This window comes from Candidatus Photodesmus blepharonis, assembly GCF_000731795.2.
In the GTDB taxonomy this organism is placed as follows: Bacteria; Pseudomonadota; Gammaproteobacteria; order Enterobacterales; family Vibrionaceae; genus Vibrio; species Vibrio blepharonis.
In genome coordinates, this window is sequence record NZ_JGVK01000027.1 from 155241 (window position 1) to 171076 (window position 15836).

Consider the following 15836-nt stretch of genomic DNA (forward strand, 5'->3'; position numbering starts at 1 on the left):
TTTGCTGTTAATTGTGTTAAGGTTATATTTGTTGAAGCTGATCATAAGTTCATTGAAGATTTAGCTATTTGCAATGTACTAATACTTTTTTCTGGTTGCGATTTTTAATGTACGTTTATCATTAACTCAATCTAAGTTTTGCTTAGTGCAAGGAATTACAATGTTCGAAAAACCGGTTGTTAAGACATTTCAGTACGGAAACCATACAGTTACCTTAGAGACTGGCGTCATTGCGCGTCAAGCTACATCAGCAGTAATGGCCACTATGGACGATACAGCAGTATTTGTATCTGTGGTTGGTAAAAAAAAATCGGTAGAAGGTCAAGATTTCTTTCCTTTGACAGTGAATTATCAGGAACGCGCCTATGCAGCAGGTAAAATTCCTGGTGGTTTTTTTAAACGTGAAGGGAGGCCGTCTGAAGGTGAAATATTAACGGCACGTCTAATCGATCGTCCGATTCGTCCTTTATTTCCGGAGTTTTTTAGAAATGAAGTACAGGTTATTGCAACAGTGATGTCAGTTAATCCTGATATTCAACCTGATGTGGTTGCAATGATTGGAACTTCGGCAGCGCTTGCTATATCTGGTATCCCATTTCACGGTCCAATCGGTGCAGCTCGTGTCGGTTATTTAGATAGTCAATTGTTTCTTAATCCAAGTAATAAAGAATTAGCAATTTCTAGGCTTGATTTAATTGTTGCAGGTACTGAGAGCGCAGTGCTTATGGTTGAATCTGAAGCTGATAACTTAACTGAGGAAGAAATGCTTTCTGCAGTGGATTTTGGATATAAACAGCAACAAGTTGTAATTGATGCAATAAAAGCATTTTCGGCTGAAGTTGCGACGCCGGCTTGGGAGTGGAAAGCGCCATTAGAGAATGTCCAACTCAAGGCTCGTATCTCTGAATATGCAAGAAATCGTTTTGCTGATGCATACCAAATTACAGAAAAACTAGCTCGTTATGAGCAAGTTGCTTTAATTAAGAATGATGTTGTTGAAGCATTGTTAGAAGAAGATGAGAAATTGGATGAAAATGAGATTCGTAACTTGCTTTCTGCTTTGGAAAAAAAAGTAGTACGTGCTCGTATTATTGCCGGTAAGCCGCGTATTGATGGTAGAGGTAAAGATATGATTCGTGCGTTAGATGTACGTACTGGCATTCTTCCTCGTACCCATGGCTCTGCCATGTTTACTCGTGGTGAAACTCAAGCAGTTGTTGCTGTGACCTTGGGTACTCAGCGTGATGCACAAGTCATTGATGAATTGACAGGTGAGCACAAAGAACACTTCTTGCTGCATTATAATTTTCCTCCTTATTGTGTAGGTGAAACTGGTTTTATAGGTTCACCTAAGCGTCGAGAAATTGGTCATGGAAAACTAGCTAAGCGTGGTATCACAGCAGTTATGCCCTCTCTTGAAGAATTTCCATATACAGTTCGTATAGTATCCGAAATTACAGAATCTAACGGTTCTTCTTCGATGGCTTCTGTTTGTGCCGCTTCCTTAGCACTTATGGATGCTGGTGTGCCCATCAAATCTTCTGTTGCTGGTATTGCTATGGGACTAGTGAAAGAAGGGGATAATTTTGTTGTTCTTTCTGATATTCTCGGTGATGAAGATCATTTAGGTGATATGGATTTTAAAGTAGCAGGTACTAGCGAGGGTATTACTGCCCTTCAAATGGATATTAAAATAGAAGGAATTACTAAGGAAATTATGCAAATTGCTTTGAGTCAAGTGCAGAGTGCGCGTAAGCATATTTTATCTGTGATGGATAAAGCAATTTCTAGTGCGCGCAAAGAAATTTCTGAATTTGCTCCACGTATTCACACCATGAAAATTCATACTGATAAAATCCGTGATGTAATTGGTAAGGGTGGTGCTGTTATTCGTGCTCTTTGTGAGGAGACAGGAAGTACAATTGAAATCGAAGACGATGGTATAATTAAAATTGCTGCAACTTCTGATGAACAAGCCAAAGATGCAATTAATCGTATTAAAGCTTTAATAGCTGAAGTTGAGGTTGGAGCTGTTTATGTAGGTAAGGTTGTTCGCTTGGCTGATTTTGGTGCATTTGTCACTATTCTACCTGGTAAGGATGGTTTAGTACATATTTCTCAAATTGCTGATAAGCGTATTGAGAAAGTATCTGACTATTTGTCAGAAGGTCAAGAAATTCAAGTCAAAGTACTGGAAGTAGATCGTCAGGGACGGATTCGTCTAAGCATGAAGGAAGCAGCAAAAAGAACAGTTAAAATAGATATTGCGGATGCAGAAATTGAATAATTCTATTACTGCTATTATTTATGAAATATAGCGTGGCTTCTATACATCTTTAGTGTTGTTAACAGTACATGATTGGAGGACAAGGGAGCATTTTGCTTCCTTAATTTTGTTAATTAACGTCTATTAAACTTCGGAAAGTGATGCATAAAGTTTTTCTTATTGAAGCGACGAGTACATTCCTATAGATATCAAAATCTTATGTTTTTTATTTTCTGATTATTCAATAATTTGATGCCAATTTGATCTATGAAGTTTATTTATCCGTTGACAGGTAAATTACCGTCGCTTCTACAAGGTGCGATTCCTATAGTTGGTGCTCCAATTATGGTTTTAGCTACTTTAGCAATGGTCGTTTTACCAATTCCAGCATTTGTTCTTGACTTGTTTTTTACATTTAATATTGCTTTATCTATGGTAGTTTTATTAGTAACGTTTTACACTCGCAGACCATTAGATTTTTCTGCATTTCCTACAATCCTTCTCATTGCAACTTTATTTAGATTAGCGCTTAATGTTGCGTCGACTCGTATAGTGCTTCTTCATGGTCATGAAGGTTTTGGAGCTGTTGGTAGCGTTATTGAGGCTTTTGGCAACGTGGTTATTGGTGGTAATTACGCTGTTGGTCTAGTCGTATTTTTTATATTGATGATTATTAATTTCATGGTTGTCACTAAAGGCGCAGGACGTATTTCTGAAGTAAGTGCGCGTTTTACGCTCGATGCTTTACCAGGCAAGCAAATGGCTATTGATGCTGATTTAAATGCAGGTCTTATTGATCAAGATCAAGCACGAATTCGCCGTTTTGAGGTAACTAAAGAAGCTGATTTCTATGGTTCAATGGATGGTGCCTCCAAGTTTGTTAAAGGAGATGCTGTTGCTGGTATTCTAATTCTTTTTATAAATATTGTTGGCGGACTCTTGATTGGGATGATCCAATACAATGTAAGGTTCAGTGAAGCAATACAAATTTATGCTTTGTTAACTATTGGTGATGGCTTAGTTGCACAAATTCCTTCGTTGTTACTTTCAATTGGTGCAGCGATTATGGTAACTCGACAGAGTACTGACGAAGATATGGGTCAACAAGTTATCTTTCAGCTATTTAATAATCCTAAGGCTCTCATGATTACTTCTGGTATTTTAGGGGTTATGGGGGCTGTACCTGGTATGCCGCATTTTTCTTTTTTAATTTTGGCTGTTTTATCTGTTGCAGCTGCATACTGGATTTTTAATCAGCAGAAAAAAAAGATTGAAAAAACAAAGCTTACAGATGAAAAAGAGGCAGATATTTTTAGGCAGAAAGAATTGTCTTGGGGAGATGTACAACCTGTAGATGTCATTGGTTTAGAAGTGGGTTATAGACTTATTCCACTAGTTGATCGTGAACAAGGTGGCGAGCTTTTAGATCGAATTAAGGGAGTGCGTAAAAAGCTATCTCAGGATTTTGGTTTTCTTATTCCTGCTGTGCATATTCGAGATAATTTAGAGCTTACACCGAATGGATATCGCATTACCTTAATGGGGGTTGTTGTTGGAGAAGCAGAAATTCGTCCTGAAGAGGAATTAGCAATCAATCCAGGTCAGGTGTATGGTGTAATTGAAGGAGAGAAGACTATAGATCCTGCATTTGGTTTAGAAGCAGTTTGGATCCGAGGAGAACAAAGAGAGCATGCACAAGCATTAGGTTATACAACCGTAGATGCACCAACAGTATTAGCTACACATCTTAGTCAAGTGTTAACTAACAACGCAGCTCAACTAATTGGGTATGAAGAAGTTCAAAATTTATTAGAAATTTTAGCACGTAGTACACCTAAGTTAGTTGAAAATTTTGTGCCTGATCAACTTCAACTAGGAATTGTTGTAAAAGTTTTGCAAAATTTATTAAATGAAGCAGTCCCTATTCGAGATATACGAACTATCGTGCAAACTTTATCTGAACATGCTAGTAAAAGTCAAGAATCTGACATTTTAACAGCTGCTGTGCGTATTTCGTTGAGAAGATTAATTGTTCAGGAAATCAATGGAGTAGAGGAAGAATTACCAGTGATAACTTTAGTTCCTGAATTGGAGCGAATATTGCATCAAGCTATACAGGTATCAGGTGGGGAATCTTCTGGTATTGAGCCGGGGTTAGCAGAGCGTTTACAGACTTCATTAGGTCAAGTAACTCAAGAGCAAGAACTGAAAGGTGAGCCTGCCGTGCTGCTGACTTCTGGAGTATTACGTTCGACACTTGCTAAATTTGTTAAGAGCACTATTCCTTCCTTAAGAGTACTTTCTTATCAGGAAATTCCAGATGAAAAACAAATTCGAATCGTGCGGGCAATTGGTAATTGATCTATAGACGATTCAGCGATGGATATATACTTTGAAGATTAAACGTTTTTTCGCGAAAGACATGCGTTCAGCACTACTTCAAGTAAAAGAGGAGTTTGGCTCTGAAGCTGTAATTATGTCAAATAAAAAAATTACAGGCGGTGTGGAAATTGTTGCAGCAGTTGATGGTGAGCAGGTTAATACTTATTTGAAGAGTAAACGTAATTCTGAATTGAAAAGTAGTCCAACACAATTATCGTCGTACAGTCCGATGACTCAATCAATATTGAGTCAATTGAAAACGGATAAGGTTAGTTTGAAATCAAAATTTACTGTCGATACTACTCATTCTGTTGAACGATTTGCTAATTTACTTAAGAATTATGGTGAAAATTCTCATCAGATGGATTTTGATAAAAAATTAGGGAATGAAGATTCATTGTCAGCACCCTTGAAAAGACCAAGTAACAAGAATGTATCCAACAGTGATGGGATAAGTCCTGATTCTAAGTCAGTGTTAACTCAATTAATCTCGAAGGGACTAGAGGGAATGCATGAAGAAATGACATCTATTCGTCGTTTGCTTGAAGAGCAAGTTTCAGGTTTAATGTGGCAAGAGATAGAGCGACGAGAGCCTCTACGCGCTATGCTCATAAAACGCTTAGAGCGAATGGGAGTTGCATCTGAACTTGCAGATCAACTTGCTTGCTATATTCCGGAAAATACGCCACCAACAAAAGCATGGAAGGCTTTACTTGGCTTAGTGGCCGATCAAATTCCTGTGTCAAAAAACGATATTTTAAAACATGGTGGAATCGTTGCTTTACTTGGTCCAACTGGAGTAGGTAAAACGACAACGATTGCTAAATTAGCTACAAGAGCTGCTATGGAATATGGTTCAGATAATGTTGCATTGGTGAGTACTGATACTTATCGTATTGGCGCATATGAGCAGCTTTCTATTTATGGAAAAATAATGGGATCTCCGGTAAAAATTGCTAAAAATTCCAATGAATTAGCTGATATAGTATATCAATTAAGAAATCGTCGCCTGATTTTAGTTGATACTGCTGGAATGGGACAACGTGATGTACGTTTATCCGAACAACTAGATACTTTAATTCAAGAAAGTGGTGAAGTAATTCACAGCTATTTGGTGCTGTCTGCAACCGCACAGAGAGAAGTACTACAAGAAACTATTGAACATTTTAGAAAAATTCCACTTGCTGGTTGTATTATGACTAAGCTTGATGAATCGTTGGGTTTAGGTGAATTCGTTAGTGTAATAGTACAAAATGCATTACCCGTGGTTTATATAGCAAATGGTCAACGTGTTCCCGAAGACATTGTTTTAGCACAACCCAAATATATGGTTGAAAAAGCAAGTGAATTATTGGAAAAGTCGATAGATAACAAGCCTCATTATTGGAATCATGATTTGGATGATGGGCTTTAAGCGGCGAAAAATTATGATAGATAACATGATACATGATCAAGCTAGCGGCTTGCGTCGCTTAGCACAACCGTCTTTAACCAAAGTGATTTCTGTTACTGGTGGAAAAGGTGGAGTGGGTAAGTCTAACGTCGCTTTAGGCCTCGCGATTTGTATAGCTCGTCAAGACAGGAAGGTTATGGTGCTAGACGCAGATCTAGGTTTGGCTAATATTGATGTTATGCTAGGTATTCGTCCAAAACGTAATTTAGGTCATGTTTTAACAGGGAAATGTGCACTTAAAGATGCCATTGTTGAAGGTCCATATGGTATCCGAATTATTCCAGCGACTTCTGGAACGCGAAGTATGACGGAATTATCTTATGCGCAGCATGCAGGATTGATTCGCGCATTTAGTAGCCTAGAAGAGGATATGGATGTAATGCTCATAGATACTGCTGCAGGTATTTCCGATATGGTTATTAGTTTTTCAAGAGCTGCTCAAGATGTTATTGTGGTGGTATGTGATGAGCCTACTTCAATCACTGATGCATACGCTTTAATTAAGCTTTTAAGCAAAGATCATCATGTACAACGGTTTAAAGTTGTTGCGAATATGGTTAGAAGTTATCGTGAAGGAAGAGAACTATTCGCGAAATTAACTTTTGTTGCAGAAAGGTTTTTGAATGTAACTCTTGAACTTGTAGCATGTATTCCATTAGATGATAAGGTTCGTCAATCAGTTAAAAAGCAAAAAATTGTTGTTGATGCTTTTCCTCGTTCTCCAGCAGCGTTAGCGATTAGCTCTTTAGCCAATAAAATTTTAACATGGCCTGCCCCTAAAACGCCAAGTGGTCATTTAGAATTTTTTCTAGAACGGCTACTTAATAATCAAGCAGGGATGGGAGAATCATTTGGTGAATAAAGCGCTGACTTATGAGCAATTTACCAATGACAATAGTCAAAAGTTTTTTTTAGAGAAACATTCTGTGTTAGTTAAGCGTATTGCGCATCATTTATTAGGTCGTTTACCACCTAGTGTTCAGGTTGAAGATCTGATTCAATCAGGAATGATTGGGTTACTTGAGGCTAAAAAAAATTACGATGGAATGAAAGGAGCTAGTTTTGAAACTTACGCTGGAATTCGTATTCGTGGTGCAATGTTAGATGATATTAGACGTGGTGATTGGATTCCTCGTTCTGTACACAAGCGTAATCGAGAGATTAGTCAAGCAGTTTCCTTTCTTGAAGGTAAACTTAACCGTTGCCCAACTGATTTTGAAGTTGCGAAACACTTAAATATGTCGCTTGATCAGTATCATACTATTTTGATAGATGTGAACTCTTCTCGATTGATAGGGCTTGAAGATTTAGGAATATCAGATGATTCTATATCTTCGGGAAGTGAGGATGATACTCCATTCAATGGAGTTGTTAAGGAATCTTTTCGTAAAGAATTGATAGATTCGATCAAAATGTTACCACAGCGTGAGGCTTTAGTGCTTTCGCTTTATTACGATGAAGAGTTAAACTTAAAAGAGATTGGTGAAATCGTTGGTGTAGGTGAGTCTCGTATAAGCCAAATACTTAGCCAATCAATGAAGCGTTTACGTATGAAGTTAGGTGATTGGATAGAATATGAATGATAATTAATAATGTTAGATTTCACTGGAGGTAATTTTGAATAAAAATATGAAAATTCTTATTGTTGATGATTTTTCGACAATGCGTCGTATCGTTAAAAATTTACTTCGTGATTTAGGTTTTAATAATACGCAAGAAGCTGACGATGGTCTTACCGCATTACCTATGTTGAAAAGAGGAGGGGTTGAGTTTATTGTTACAGATTGGAACATGCCAGGCATGCAGGGTATTGATTTACTAAAAAGTATTCGTGCTGATAACGAACTTAAACATCTTCCAGTATTGATGATCACTGCTGAAGCAAAACGTGAGCAAATTATTGAAGCGGCGCAAGCAGGAGTAAATGGTTATATTGTAAAACCTTTTACAGCTGCCACTCTTAAAGCAAAATTAGAGAAAATTTTTGAGCGGCTATGAGCGTTTTTGTAAGTTTCAATTAATCAGTAAGGCTAATTTTAAATGATTTCATTAGAACAGGCAAAGCAACTTATTAAATTGCTAGAACAAGGACAACAGGAGGAAGCTGATATACTTGTAAAAGTAATTTATGAAGGTAGCGAAAACGCTATGCTTCAGGAAATAGGAATTTTGACTCGTGATTTACATGATTCTCTTAAAGAGTTTAATTTAGATGAAATTACCAATAATGAAATTCCGAATGCGAAAGAACGACTTCAGTATGTTATTGATAAAACTAGGTTAGCAGCGAATAAAACTATGGATGCTGTTGATGAATGTATGCTTATTGTCGAAAATTTTCATAGTGTTTTGCTTGAAGTGCGACCTCAATGGAATGAACTTATGTCTGGAAGGATAAAATTAGCTGAGTTTAAATCACTTTGTCACAAAATCGATGAGTTGTTGAGTAAAGCTGAACGCAATAACCCTGGATTAAAAAAGCAGCTCACTCAAATATTAACAGCTCAAGATTTTCAGGACTTAACAGGTCAAATGATTCAAGGTGTCATTACATTAGTAAGTGAGGTTGAATTTAGGCTTGTTCAGATTTTAACTGTATTTGGAGAAAATCAAAATAAAGAGAAAAAAAATAATCAAAAGGTATCACTTGAACCTTCTGGACCTGTTTTGAATGCTAAAAAGAAAGAAGATGATGTAGTTTCATCTCAAGATGAAGTGGACGATTTGCTTGCAAGTCTTGGGTTTTAAGGAGTAGGTATGAGCTACGATTTAGATGAAGATATTCTGCAGGATTTTTTGGCAGAAGCATGTGAAATACTTGATTTACTTTCTGAGCAGCTAGTTGAACTCGAAAATAATCCTGAAGATAAAAATTTACTTAATGCAATCTTTCGTGGTTTTCATACAGTTAAAGGTGGCGCTGGATTTCTTTCCTTATCTGCGCTTGTTGATATTTGTCATGGTGCAGAAAATGTTTTTGATATCTTAAGAAATGGACAACGTTCAGTAACTTCAGGTTTGATGGATACTATGCTTCGGGTACTTGACTCTGTAAATGAGCAATTTCAAGCTCTTCAACGGAAGGAGCCGTTAATTCCAGTAAATCAAAATTTGTTGAATGAGTTGCAGTATTTATCCAAACCAGAACTTGATAATGGTCATGAATTAATTTCTCAAGAGTTAAATGATGCTATTGAAAAGAAATCCGAAACGGGTGGAGCAGTTGATGATATTTCTCAAGATGAATTTAGTAAGCTATTAGATGAGCTGCACGGTTCTTCTCAAAGAGCATCCAGAAGAAATGTTAAACTTTCAACTTTAAAAGATTCAACAGTTAAGTCAAACAATGACAATTTAATGACAGAGGATGAATTTGAAGAATTATTAGATGATTTACATGGTTTAGGTCAAGGTCCAAAGCCAATGTTGGCTCCCGGTACTTCTATTTCAGAACAGTTAGAACCTACTACTCAGTTGAAAAAAATTCAAGTTTCTGAAACTACGGTTCGTGTAGATACTTCAACACTTGATACTATTATGAATATGGTGGGTGAATTAGTTCTTGTCCGTAATCGTTTATTAAGCTTAGGTTTAAACAGTAGCGATCAAGAAATGTTTAAGGCAGTGTCTAATTTAGATATTGTTACGGCAGATTTACAAGGTGCTGTAATGAAAACTCGTATGCAGCCGATCAAGAAAATATTTGGTCGATTTCCAAGAGTAGTTCGTGATTTAGCTCGTAGTCTGAAAAAAGATATTTCTTTAGAAATGAATGGTGAAGATACTGATTTAGATAAAAATTTAGTTGAAGCTTTAGCAGATCCATTAGTCCATTTAATTCGAAATTCAGTTGATCATGGTATTGAGATACCAGACGATCGCATAGTCTTAGGTAAATCCCGTGTTGGTAAAGTTATTCTTTCAGCCTCCCAAGAAGGCGATCATATCGAACTTTCTATTACTGATGATGGTGCTGGTATGGATCCTAATAAATTGCGTAAAATTGCAGTGCAACGTGGTTTGATGGATAAAGATACTGCTTCTCGTTTAGATAACAAAGAATGTTTTAATCTAATTTTTATGCCTGGTTTTTCTAGTAAAGAAAATGTATCAGATATTTCAGGTCGTGGTGTTGGTATGGACGTTGTAAAAACTGCGATCAATACTTTGAATGGTTCTATTGATATCGATTCTGAAATAGGTAAGGGCACTAAGATTACTATTCAGGTTCCTTTAACGTTAGCTATTTTACCAACCTTAATAATAGGAGTTGGTAAATATCCATTTGCTTTGCCACTTGCAAATGTAAATGAGATTTTTCATTTGGATCTCAGTCGTACCAATGTTGTTGATGGTCAATTGACTATTATTGTTCGTGATAAATCTATTCCACTATTTTATTTGCAAGAATGGTTAATTCCAAAATCAGATTCGATTAAAGAGAGTGAAGGACATGGCCATGTTGTTATTGTCCAAATCGGAGTACAACGAGTCGGTTTTGTTGTGGATGCTTTAATTGGACAAGAAGAGGTAGTTATCAAACCGTTAGATAATCTTCTTCAAGGTACTCCAGGAATGGCTGGTGCAACAATTGCAAGTGATGGTCATATCGCGCTGATTTTGGATGTTCCAGATTTATTAAAGCAGTATGCAGCTATTTTTCGGATTTAAATTGCTTTTTTGAAAGGAAAACTATGTTGATAAAAGTATTAGTTGTTGATGATTTAAGCTTTTTTCGTCATAGAATCAGCGAAATCATTAACTCAGTTACGTTTAGAAGTCATTGATGTTGCTATTAATGGAAAAGATGCTGTTGAGAAGATTAAATGTTTAAAGCCAGAGTTATTATTACGGATATTAGAGATGTCTGTTGTGAATGGTATAGCTGCTATAAGAAAAATTATGGCAACATGTCCGACTCCTATTCTTATGTTTTCATCTTTGGGTTATAACGGAGAAAAAGTCAAATTAGATGCTGGAGCGTTAGATTTTTTACCTAAAAATTTTGAAGCTATTTCCTATAATCAAAATGAAGGAGTTAGCTTGCTTAAAGAGAGAGTTCTTCAAATTTCTAAAATAAAAAAAAGTGTGTCGGTACAACGAACGCTTCTTGAGAAAAGGAGTGCTGGTGTTTCTTTTTCGCGTTTTAAAGCATCCGACAAAAAGTATCAGTTGACTGCTATAGGTGCATCAGTAGCTAGTCCAGTTGCACTACAGAAAATTCTTGCTCAGTTACCGGCTAATTATCCACATCTTAATTGTGCTGATTCAGCATATGCCAGCAACGTTTACAACGGCTTTCGCGAGTCGTTTGAACTAACTGTGTATAAGCAAAAGACGGCGATATACTTTTCCCAGGTGTTGCTTATTTAGCTCCTGGTGGAAAACGGACGATGATTGGTGAATCAGCCTGGTTCTCTGCTAACTTGCAGATTACTGATGATGGAGCAGGAATGAATTATCAACCGTGCGTTGATGTTACTTTTAATTCTGTCGCGAAGATTTATTCTGGTCAAGTATTATCTATGCTATTAACTGGAATGGGAGCTCGTGCCCTAAAAAAACAGGTGCTACTATTTGGACTCAATGATGAAGAGAGTTTTGCCGTGTGTGGGATGCCTGAAGTTGTAGTAAAAACCGGTATCTCGACTGAAAATTTACCGTTGGATCTTATAGCTGAACGAATGTTAGTCGAAGTTGTTGTATTATAAGAGGATTAATAGTGATTGTTTGGAGTACCGCGAACCAAAAAGGGGGAGTTGGCAAAACAACTACCACTATAACTCTAGCCGGTTTGTTGAGTAAACAAAATAAGAAGATCTTGTTGATTGATACTGATCCGCATGGTTCTTTAACAGCTTATCTTGGCTATAATCGCGATACCATCCATATGAGTTTATTTGAACTTTTTCAATTTAAAAAAATTAGGAAACAAAACATTCTTTCAATAATTTTGAAAACGAATATGCATGGAGTTGATATTGTTCCTGGACATATTTCATTGGCGACATTAGATCGAGTCATAGTAAACAAGAGCGGAATGGGGCTTATTTTGAAGCGAGCCTTATTTGAGTTATATAATGATTATGATTATGTTTTGATCGATTCTCCCCCTATTTTAGGTGTTATGATGGTGAATGCCTTAGCGGCGAGTGATCGTGTACTCATTCCAGTACAGACAGAGTTTTTAGCTATGAAAGGTCTAGAATGGATGCTTCGTACATTAGGGATGATGCAAAAATCTCGTGATAGAAGTTTTAAAATAACAATTATACCAACGATGTACGATAAACGGACTAATGCTTCTTTAAAAACACTCAATCAGCTTAAAAAAAAATATTCGAATTGGATGTGGGATTCAGCGGTACCAATTGATACTAAATTTCGAGATGCTAGTTTAAGGCATTTACCCATATCTCATTTTACGACATATAGTCGCAGCCGTGGTCTCATGGCCTATAGTCAGTTACTTTTATATCTGGAAAGATTAAATGATGATGAATAATGATCTATTATTTTCTAGTAAACGAGTTCTCGAAGATTATTTTTCAGCTTTACTTGATGGAGAGGATGAATATTCAGTTGTTGAAGATCTTGAAGAAATAAATTTATCTACAGAAATAGAATTGCAAATGCTTAGAAAAGCAAGATCAAGGGAAGGAAGTTGCTATTTACTAGAAGATAGAGAGACTAAGATTTCCTATCTTCAAAATGTTGAAGGACTTTTAAGCCAATTAGAATCAAGTAAGTCGAATGAAAAATTAGGGTTTGAGGAATTTTTTGAAAAGGAGGAGACCCTTCGAATTGAAAAAAAAGATGTATCAGTTGTAGAAAAAATTCAGGGTATTAGCAGTCAATTTTCCAACTGGAATGTTAAGCGTATTAAAAAAATTCCAGTGCTATATTTCGAAATTAATGCTATTACTTTTGCTGTTCCTTTAGATGAACTAGGCGGTGTTTATCGTATTAAGAAGTTAAATCATTTAATAGGAAAACCTAATTGGTATTTAGGATTACAGATTAATAAAAATAGTAAGCTTAATGTTGTCGATGCTGTGCAATGGGGATTATCTGGAAAAGGTAATTGCGAAGATTATAGGAAACCGTATCAGTATATAGTAATGCTTGGAAAAAGCACGTGGGGCTTGGCAAGTACTGACGTAAAAAGTACTGAAATTTTAGATATAGATAAAATCTACTGGCGTAAAAATACAGGTAGACAACCTTGGCTTTCAGGTATGATAAAAGAAAAAATGTGTGCTTTGATTTACGTTGAAGCATTAGTGGTTATGCTTAGTGCGGGTCTTGATATAAAAGCATTAAACAATATATTAGTTTCGACACAGACTTAAAGAGGGAAAATATGTCTCAATCTAATGAAGAGGTTCTCCAATGGGTTACGTTCCAATTAGAGGGAGAAACTTACGGTATCAATGTGATGCAAGTACGTGAAGTATTACGTCATACTGAAATTGCTCCAGTACCAGGTGCTCCTATCTATGTGTTAGGTATTATTAATTTGCGTGGTAATGTCGTAACAGTTATTGATACGCGTTCTCGTTTCGGTTTGGAAGAAGGTAAAATTACAGACAATACACGTATTATTGTGATTGAATCTGAATCTCAAGTAATTGGTATTTTAGTTGACAGTGTCGCAGAGGTAGTCTATTTACGTTCTTCTGAAATTGATACTACTCCAAGTATTGGTAGTGACGAAAATTCTAAGTTTATTCAAGGCGTTAGTAACCGAGATGGAAAATTATTGATTTTGATCGATCTTAATCAGCTACTCTCTAACGAAGAATGGAATGAGATAACTTATCATAATGGTGATTAAATTTTTATTAAACACTCCAATTTTTTTGAGTGTTGTTGCCTTACTCACACTTGTTTTTGTTCTATTGGTATTGCGTTTAAGGTTTTGGATCTCAAGCAAAGAAAAACGTCAAAATAAAGAAATAAAAGAGCTAGAGAAAAGGCTACGCAAGGCAAATCAGCAATTATTGGAGTTTCGTTCAATAGTCGTGGGTCTCGGAGAAAAGGTCAGTGGACAACAAGGTGTTGTAGAGAATCTTAGAGAGAGGGTTTTTAAGTTAGAGTATACAGATGATAATGATCGTCTTTATACTAGAGCCACTAAGATGGTTCAGTTAGGCGCAGAGTTACATGAGTTAATTGAAGAGTGTGAGTTACCGAAAGCGGAAGCCGAGTTTATGATGTCTCTTCAAAAAAAGTTGACAGGGCAGGAAAAAATTCCACCACTTGAGATAAATCCGGATACAAAATCTTAAGTGAGGTTGCTTTTATCTTGATTTAAAGATGAAAAGGGGTTCAAATTATTTTTTGTTTCTTTTGCCTAGGAATAACTGTGATAGTATACACTTTATGTATTTTCATGATGACAGAATATGCTTGAAGTTAAGCACCTAACGTCTATTCGTAATGATAGAATTATTTTTAAATCTCTTTCTTTTAAAATAAAATTTGGTGAACTTGTCCAAATAGAAGGCTACAACGGTGCAGGCAAGACGACACTATTGCGTATTATCGCTGGCTTTGGTAGTTGTGATGATGGAGAGGTATATTGGAATAATGAAAATATTGCAATTAATCGGGATATTTTTCATCAGCATTTGCTGTTTCTCGGTCATCAAACTGGTCTGAAGCGTGAATTGACTGCATTTGAGAATCTTAATTTTTACCAGTGTATTCATGCACCTGATTTAAATAATAGAAATATAATTTATCGGGCCTTAGCTAAAGTTGGTTTAGTGGGTTCCGAAGATGTACCTGTTGCTCAGCTGTCTGCTGGTCAACAACATCGTGTTGCGCTGGCTAGGTTATGGTTAAGCAAGAAAAAATTGTGGATTTTAGATGAGCCAATGACAGCAATAGATTCTCAAGGTACAAAAATCTTGAAGAAATTATTTTTAACACATGTAAAAGAGGGGGGAATTTTGATGCTAACCACTCACCAAGATATGTTTATTAACAATTCAAAATTAAGAAAAATAAGATTAGGTACTTAAAGGATGGTTTCAAAGTTGCTTCTCATTGTTTATCGTGAGCTTCTTATCGTTTCTCGTCGTCGATCTGACATGTTTAATCCATTGTGTTTTTTTATAATGGTTATTGTCCTTTTCCCTTTGAGCATTGGACCAGAACCGAAGCTTCTTTCTCGAATTGTTCCTGGTATTGTTTGGGTAGCAACTTTACTTTCAGCGCTTTTATCGCTGGAACGATTATTTCACGATGATTTTCAAGATGGTACATTGGAACAAATGATGCTTGTGCCTATCCCTTTATCATTAATTGTCTTTGCTAAAGTAATAGCGCACTGGATGATCACTGGATTGCCGCTGATATTAATCAGTCCTTTATTATTGGTTTTATTATCGCTAGATTTGAATACTTGGTTAGCTATTGTTTTAACTTTGTTAGTAGGAACACCTACACTCAGTTTTATTGGTGCTATCGGTGTTGGTTTAACAATTGGTTTATCTAAAGGAGGACTACTACTTAGTTTGTTGATATTGCCTCTGAGTATACCCATTTTAATTTTCGCTACCTCAGCAATTAATGCTGCCTCCTTAGGAATGCCTTATAATGCTCAATTAGCAATGTTAGGCGCTATCTTTATGGGAACTATGACTTTGACTCCATTTGTAATTAGTGTGGTATTGCGTATTAATGTAAATTAATTTTTTTATTAAGCTTAGCTCGCTCTTTTATTAT

Annotated in this window: 14 protein-coding genes and 1 pseudogene; all 15 read left to right on the forward strand. The window is 36.2% G+C overall.

Going from position 1 to position 15836, the window contains the following annotated elements:
* Positions 1-160: 160 nt before the first annotated feature.
* The 15 genes and pseudogenes from pnp (at position 161) to ccmB (ending at position 15802) form a co-directional block, all read left to right on the forward strand.
* On the forward strand, positions 161-2287 hold the full coding sequence (gene pnp / locus CF67_RS03655) for a polyribonucleotide nucleotidyltransferase (RefSeq protein ID WP_034414547.1): 2127 nt from the start codon (positions 161-163) through the stop codon (positions 2285-2287).
* A 246-nt stretch (positions 2288-2533) separates the two neighbouring features.
* Positions 2534-4627 carry a flagellar biosynthesis protein FlhA gene (flhA, locus tag CF67_RS03660; RefSeq protein ID WP_034414549.1) on the forward strand — a complete coding sequence of 698 codons (2094 nt, stop codon included), beginning with the start codon at positions 2534-2536 and terminating at the stop codon, positions 4625-4627.
* Positions 4628-4658: 31 nt separating this feature from the next.
* Positions 4659-6062, forward strand: a complete 1404-nt coding sequence (flhF, locus tag CF67_RS03665) for a flagellar biosynthesis GTPase FlhF (protein ID WP_034414553.1) — start codon at positions 4659-4661, stop codon at positions 6060-6062.
* 13 nt (positions 6063-6075) lie between these two features.
* On the forward strand, positions 6076-6963 hold the full coding sequence (locus CF67_RS03670) for a MinD/ParA family protein (RefSeq protein WP_034414752.1): 888 nt from the start codon (positions 6076-6078) through the stop codon (positions 6961-6963).
* Positions 6956-7684 (forward strand): RNA polymerase sigma factor FliA, encoded by a 729-nt coding sequence (locus tag CF67_RS03675; protein ID WP_034414556.1) that lies wholly within the window; start codon positions 6956-6958, stop codon positions 7682-7684. Before CF67_RS03670 ends, CF67_RS03675 begins: the two co-directional genes overlap by 8 nt.
* A gap of 46 nt (positions 7685-7730) precedes the next feature.
* Positions 7731-8099 carry a chemotaxis response regulator CheY gene (gene cheY / locus CF67_RS03680; protein ID WP_034414559.1) on the forward strand — a complete coding sequence of 123 codons (369 nt, stop codon included), beginning with the start codon at positions 7731-7733 and terminating at the stop codon, positions 8097-8099.
* 42 nt (positions 8100-8141) lie between these two features.
* Complete coding sequence (locus tag CF67_RS03685; RefSeq protein WP_034414562.1) at positions 8142-8849, forward strand: protein phosphatase CheZ; 708 nt, start codon at positions 8142-8144, stop codon at positions 8847-8849.
* 9 nt (positions 8850-8858) lie between these two features.
* Positions 8859-10772: a chemotaxis protein CheA gene (locus CF67_RS03690; RefSeq protein WP_034414564.1), complete on the forward strand. Its 1914-nt coding sequence runs from the start codon at positions 8859-8861 to the stop codon at positions 10770-10772.
* A gap of 23 nt (positions 10773-10795) precedes the next feature.
* Positions 10796-11812 (forward strand): annotated as a pseudogene (gene cheB / locus CF67_RS03695) (chemotaxis-specific protein-glutamate methyltransferase CheB).
* A gap of 11 nt (positions 11813-11823) precedes the next feature.
* Positions 11824-12606 carry a ParA family protein gene (locus tag CF67_RS03700; protein ID WP_034414566.1) on the forward strand — a complete coding sequence of 261 codons (783 nt, stop codon included), beginning with the start codon at positions 11824-11826 and terminating at the stop codon, positions 12604-12606.
* Positions 12593-13453, forward strand: coding sequence for a chemotaxis protein CheW (locus CF67_RS03705; RefSeq protein ID WP_052538097.1), 861 nt, complete (start codon positions 12593-12595; stop codon positions 13451-13453). Before CF67_RS03700 ends, CF67_RS03705 begins: the two co-directional genes overlap by 14 nt.
* Positions 13454-13464: 11 nt before the next feature.
* Complete coding sequence (locus CF67_RS03710; protein WP_052538100.1) at positions 13465-13938, forward strand: chemotaxis protein CheW; 474 nt, start codon at positions 13465-13467, stop codon at positions 13936-13938.
* Positions 13928-14392 carry a DUF2802 domain-containing protein gene (locus CF67_RS03715; RefSeq protein WP_034414570.1) on the forward strand — a complete coding sequence of 155 codons (465 nt, stop codon included), beginning with the start codon at positions 13928-13930 and terminating at the stop codon, positions 14390-14392. The genes CF67_RS03710 and CF67_RS03715 overlap by 11 nt, the downstream gene beginning before the upstream one ends.
* 117 nt (positions 14393-14509) lie before the next feature.
* A complete protein-coding gene (gene ccmA, locus CF67_RS03720) occupies positions 14510-15130 on the forward strand; it encodes a cytochrome c biogenesis heme-transporting ATPase CcmA (RefSeq protein WP_034414573.1) in 621 nt (206 codons plus the stop codon).
* Between the two features lie 3 nt (positions 15131-15133).
* Positions 15134-15802 (forward strand): heme exporter protein CcmB, encoded by a 669-nt coding sequence (gene ccmB, locus CF67_RS03725; RefSeq protein WP_034414576.1) that lies wholly within the window; start codon positions 15134-15136, stop codon positions 15800-15802.
* Positions 15803-15836: the final 34 nt, after the last annotated feature.

Excerpts from the sequence above, each read along its gene's own strand:
- CF67_RS03670 (WP_034414752.1), top strand. The coding sequence starts at position 6,076 with ATGATAGATAACATGATACATGATCAAGCTAGCGGCTTGCGTCGCTTA.
- CF67_RS03705 (WP_052538097.1), top strand. The coding sequence starts at position 12,593 with ATGATGATGAATAATGATCTATTATTTTCTAGTAAACGAGTTCTCGAA.
- CF67_RS03715 (WP_034414570.1), top strand. The coding sequence starts at position 13,928 with ATGGTGATTAAATTTTTATTAAACACTCCAATTTTTTTGAGTGTTGTT.
- cheY (WP_034414559.1), top strand. The coding sequence starts at position 7,731 with ATGAAAATTCTTATTGTTGATGATTTTTCGACAATGCGTCGTATCGTT.
- flhA (WP_034414549.1), top strand. The coding sequence starts at position 2,534 with ATGAAGTTTATTTATCCGTTGACAGGTAAATTACCGTCGCTTCTACAA.
- CF67_RS03710 (WP_052538100.1), top strand. The coding sequence starts at position 13,465 with ATGTCTCAATCTAATGAAGAGGTTCTCCAATGGGTTACGTTCCAATTA.
- ccmB (WP_034414576.1), top strand. The coding sequence starts at position 15,134 with ATGGTTTCAAAGTTGCTTCTCATTGTTTATCGTGAGCTTCTTATCGTT.
- CF67_RS03690 (WP_034414564.1), top strand. The coding sequence starts at position 8,859 with ATGAGCTACGATTTAGATGAAGATATTCTGCAGGATTTTTTGGCAGAA.
- pnp (WP_034414547.1), top strand. The coding sequence starts at position 161 with ATGTTCGAAAAACCGGTTGTTAAGACATTTCAGTACGGAAACCATACA.
- ccmA (WP_034414573.1), top strand. The coding sequence starts at position 14,510 with ATGCTTGAAGTTAAGCACCTAACGTCTATTCGTAATGATAGAATTATT.
- CF67_RS03685 (WP_034414562.1), top strand. The coding sequence starts at position 8,142 with ATGATTTCATTAGAACAGGCAAAGCAACTTATTAAATTGCTAGAACAA.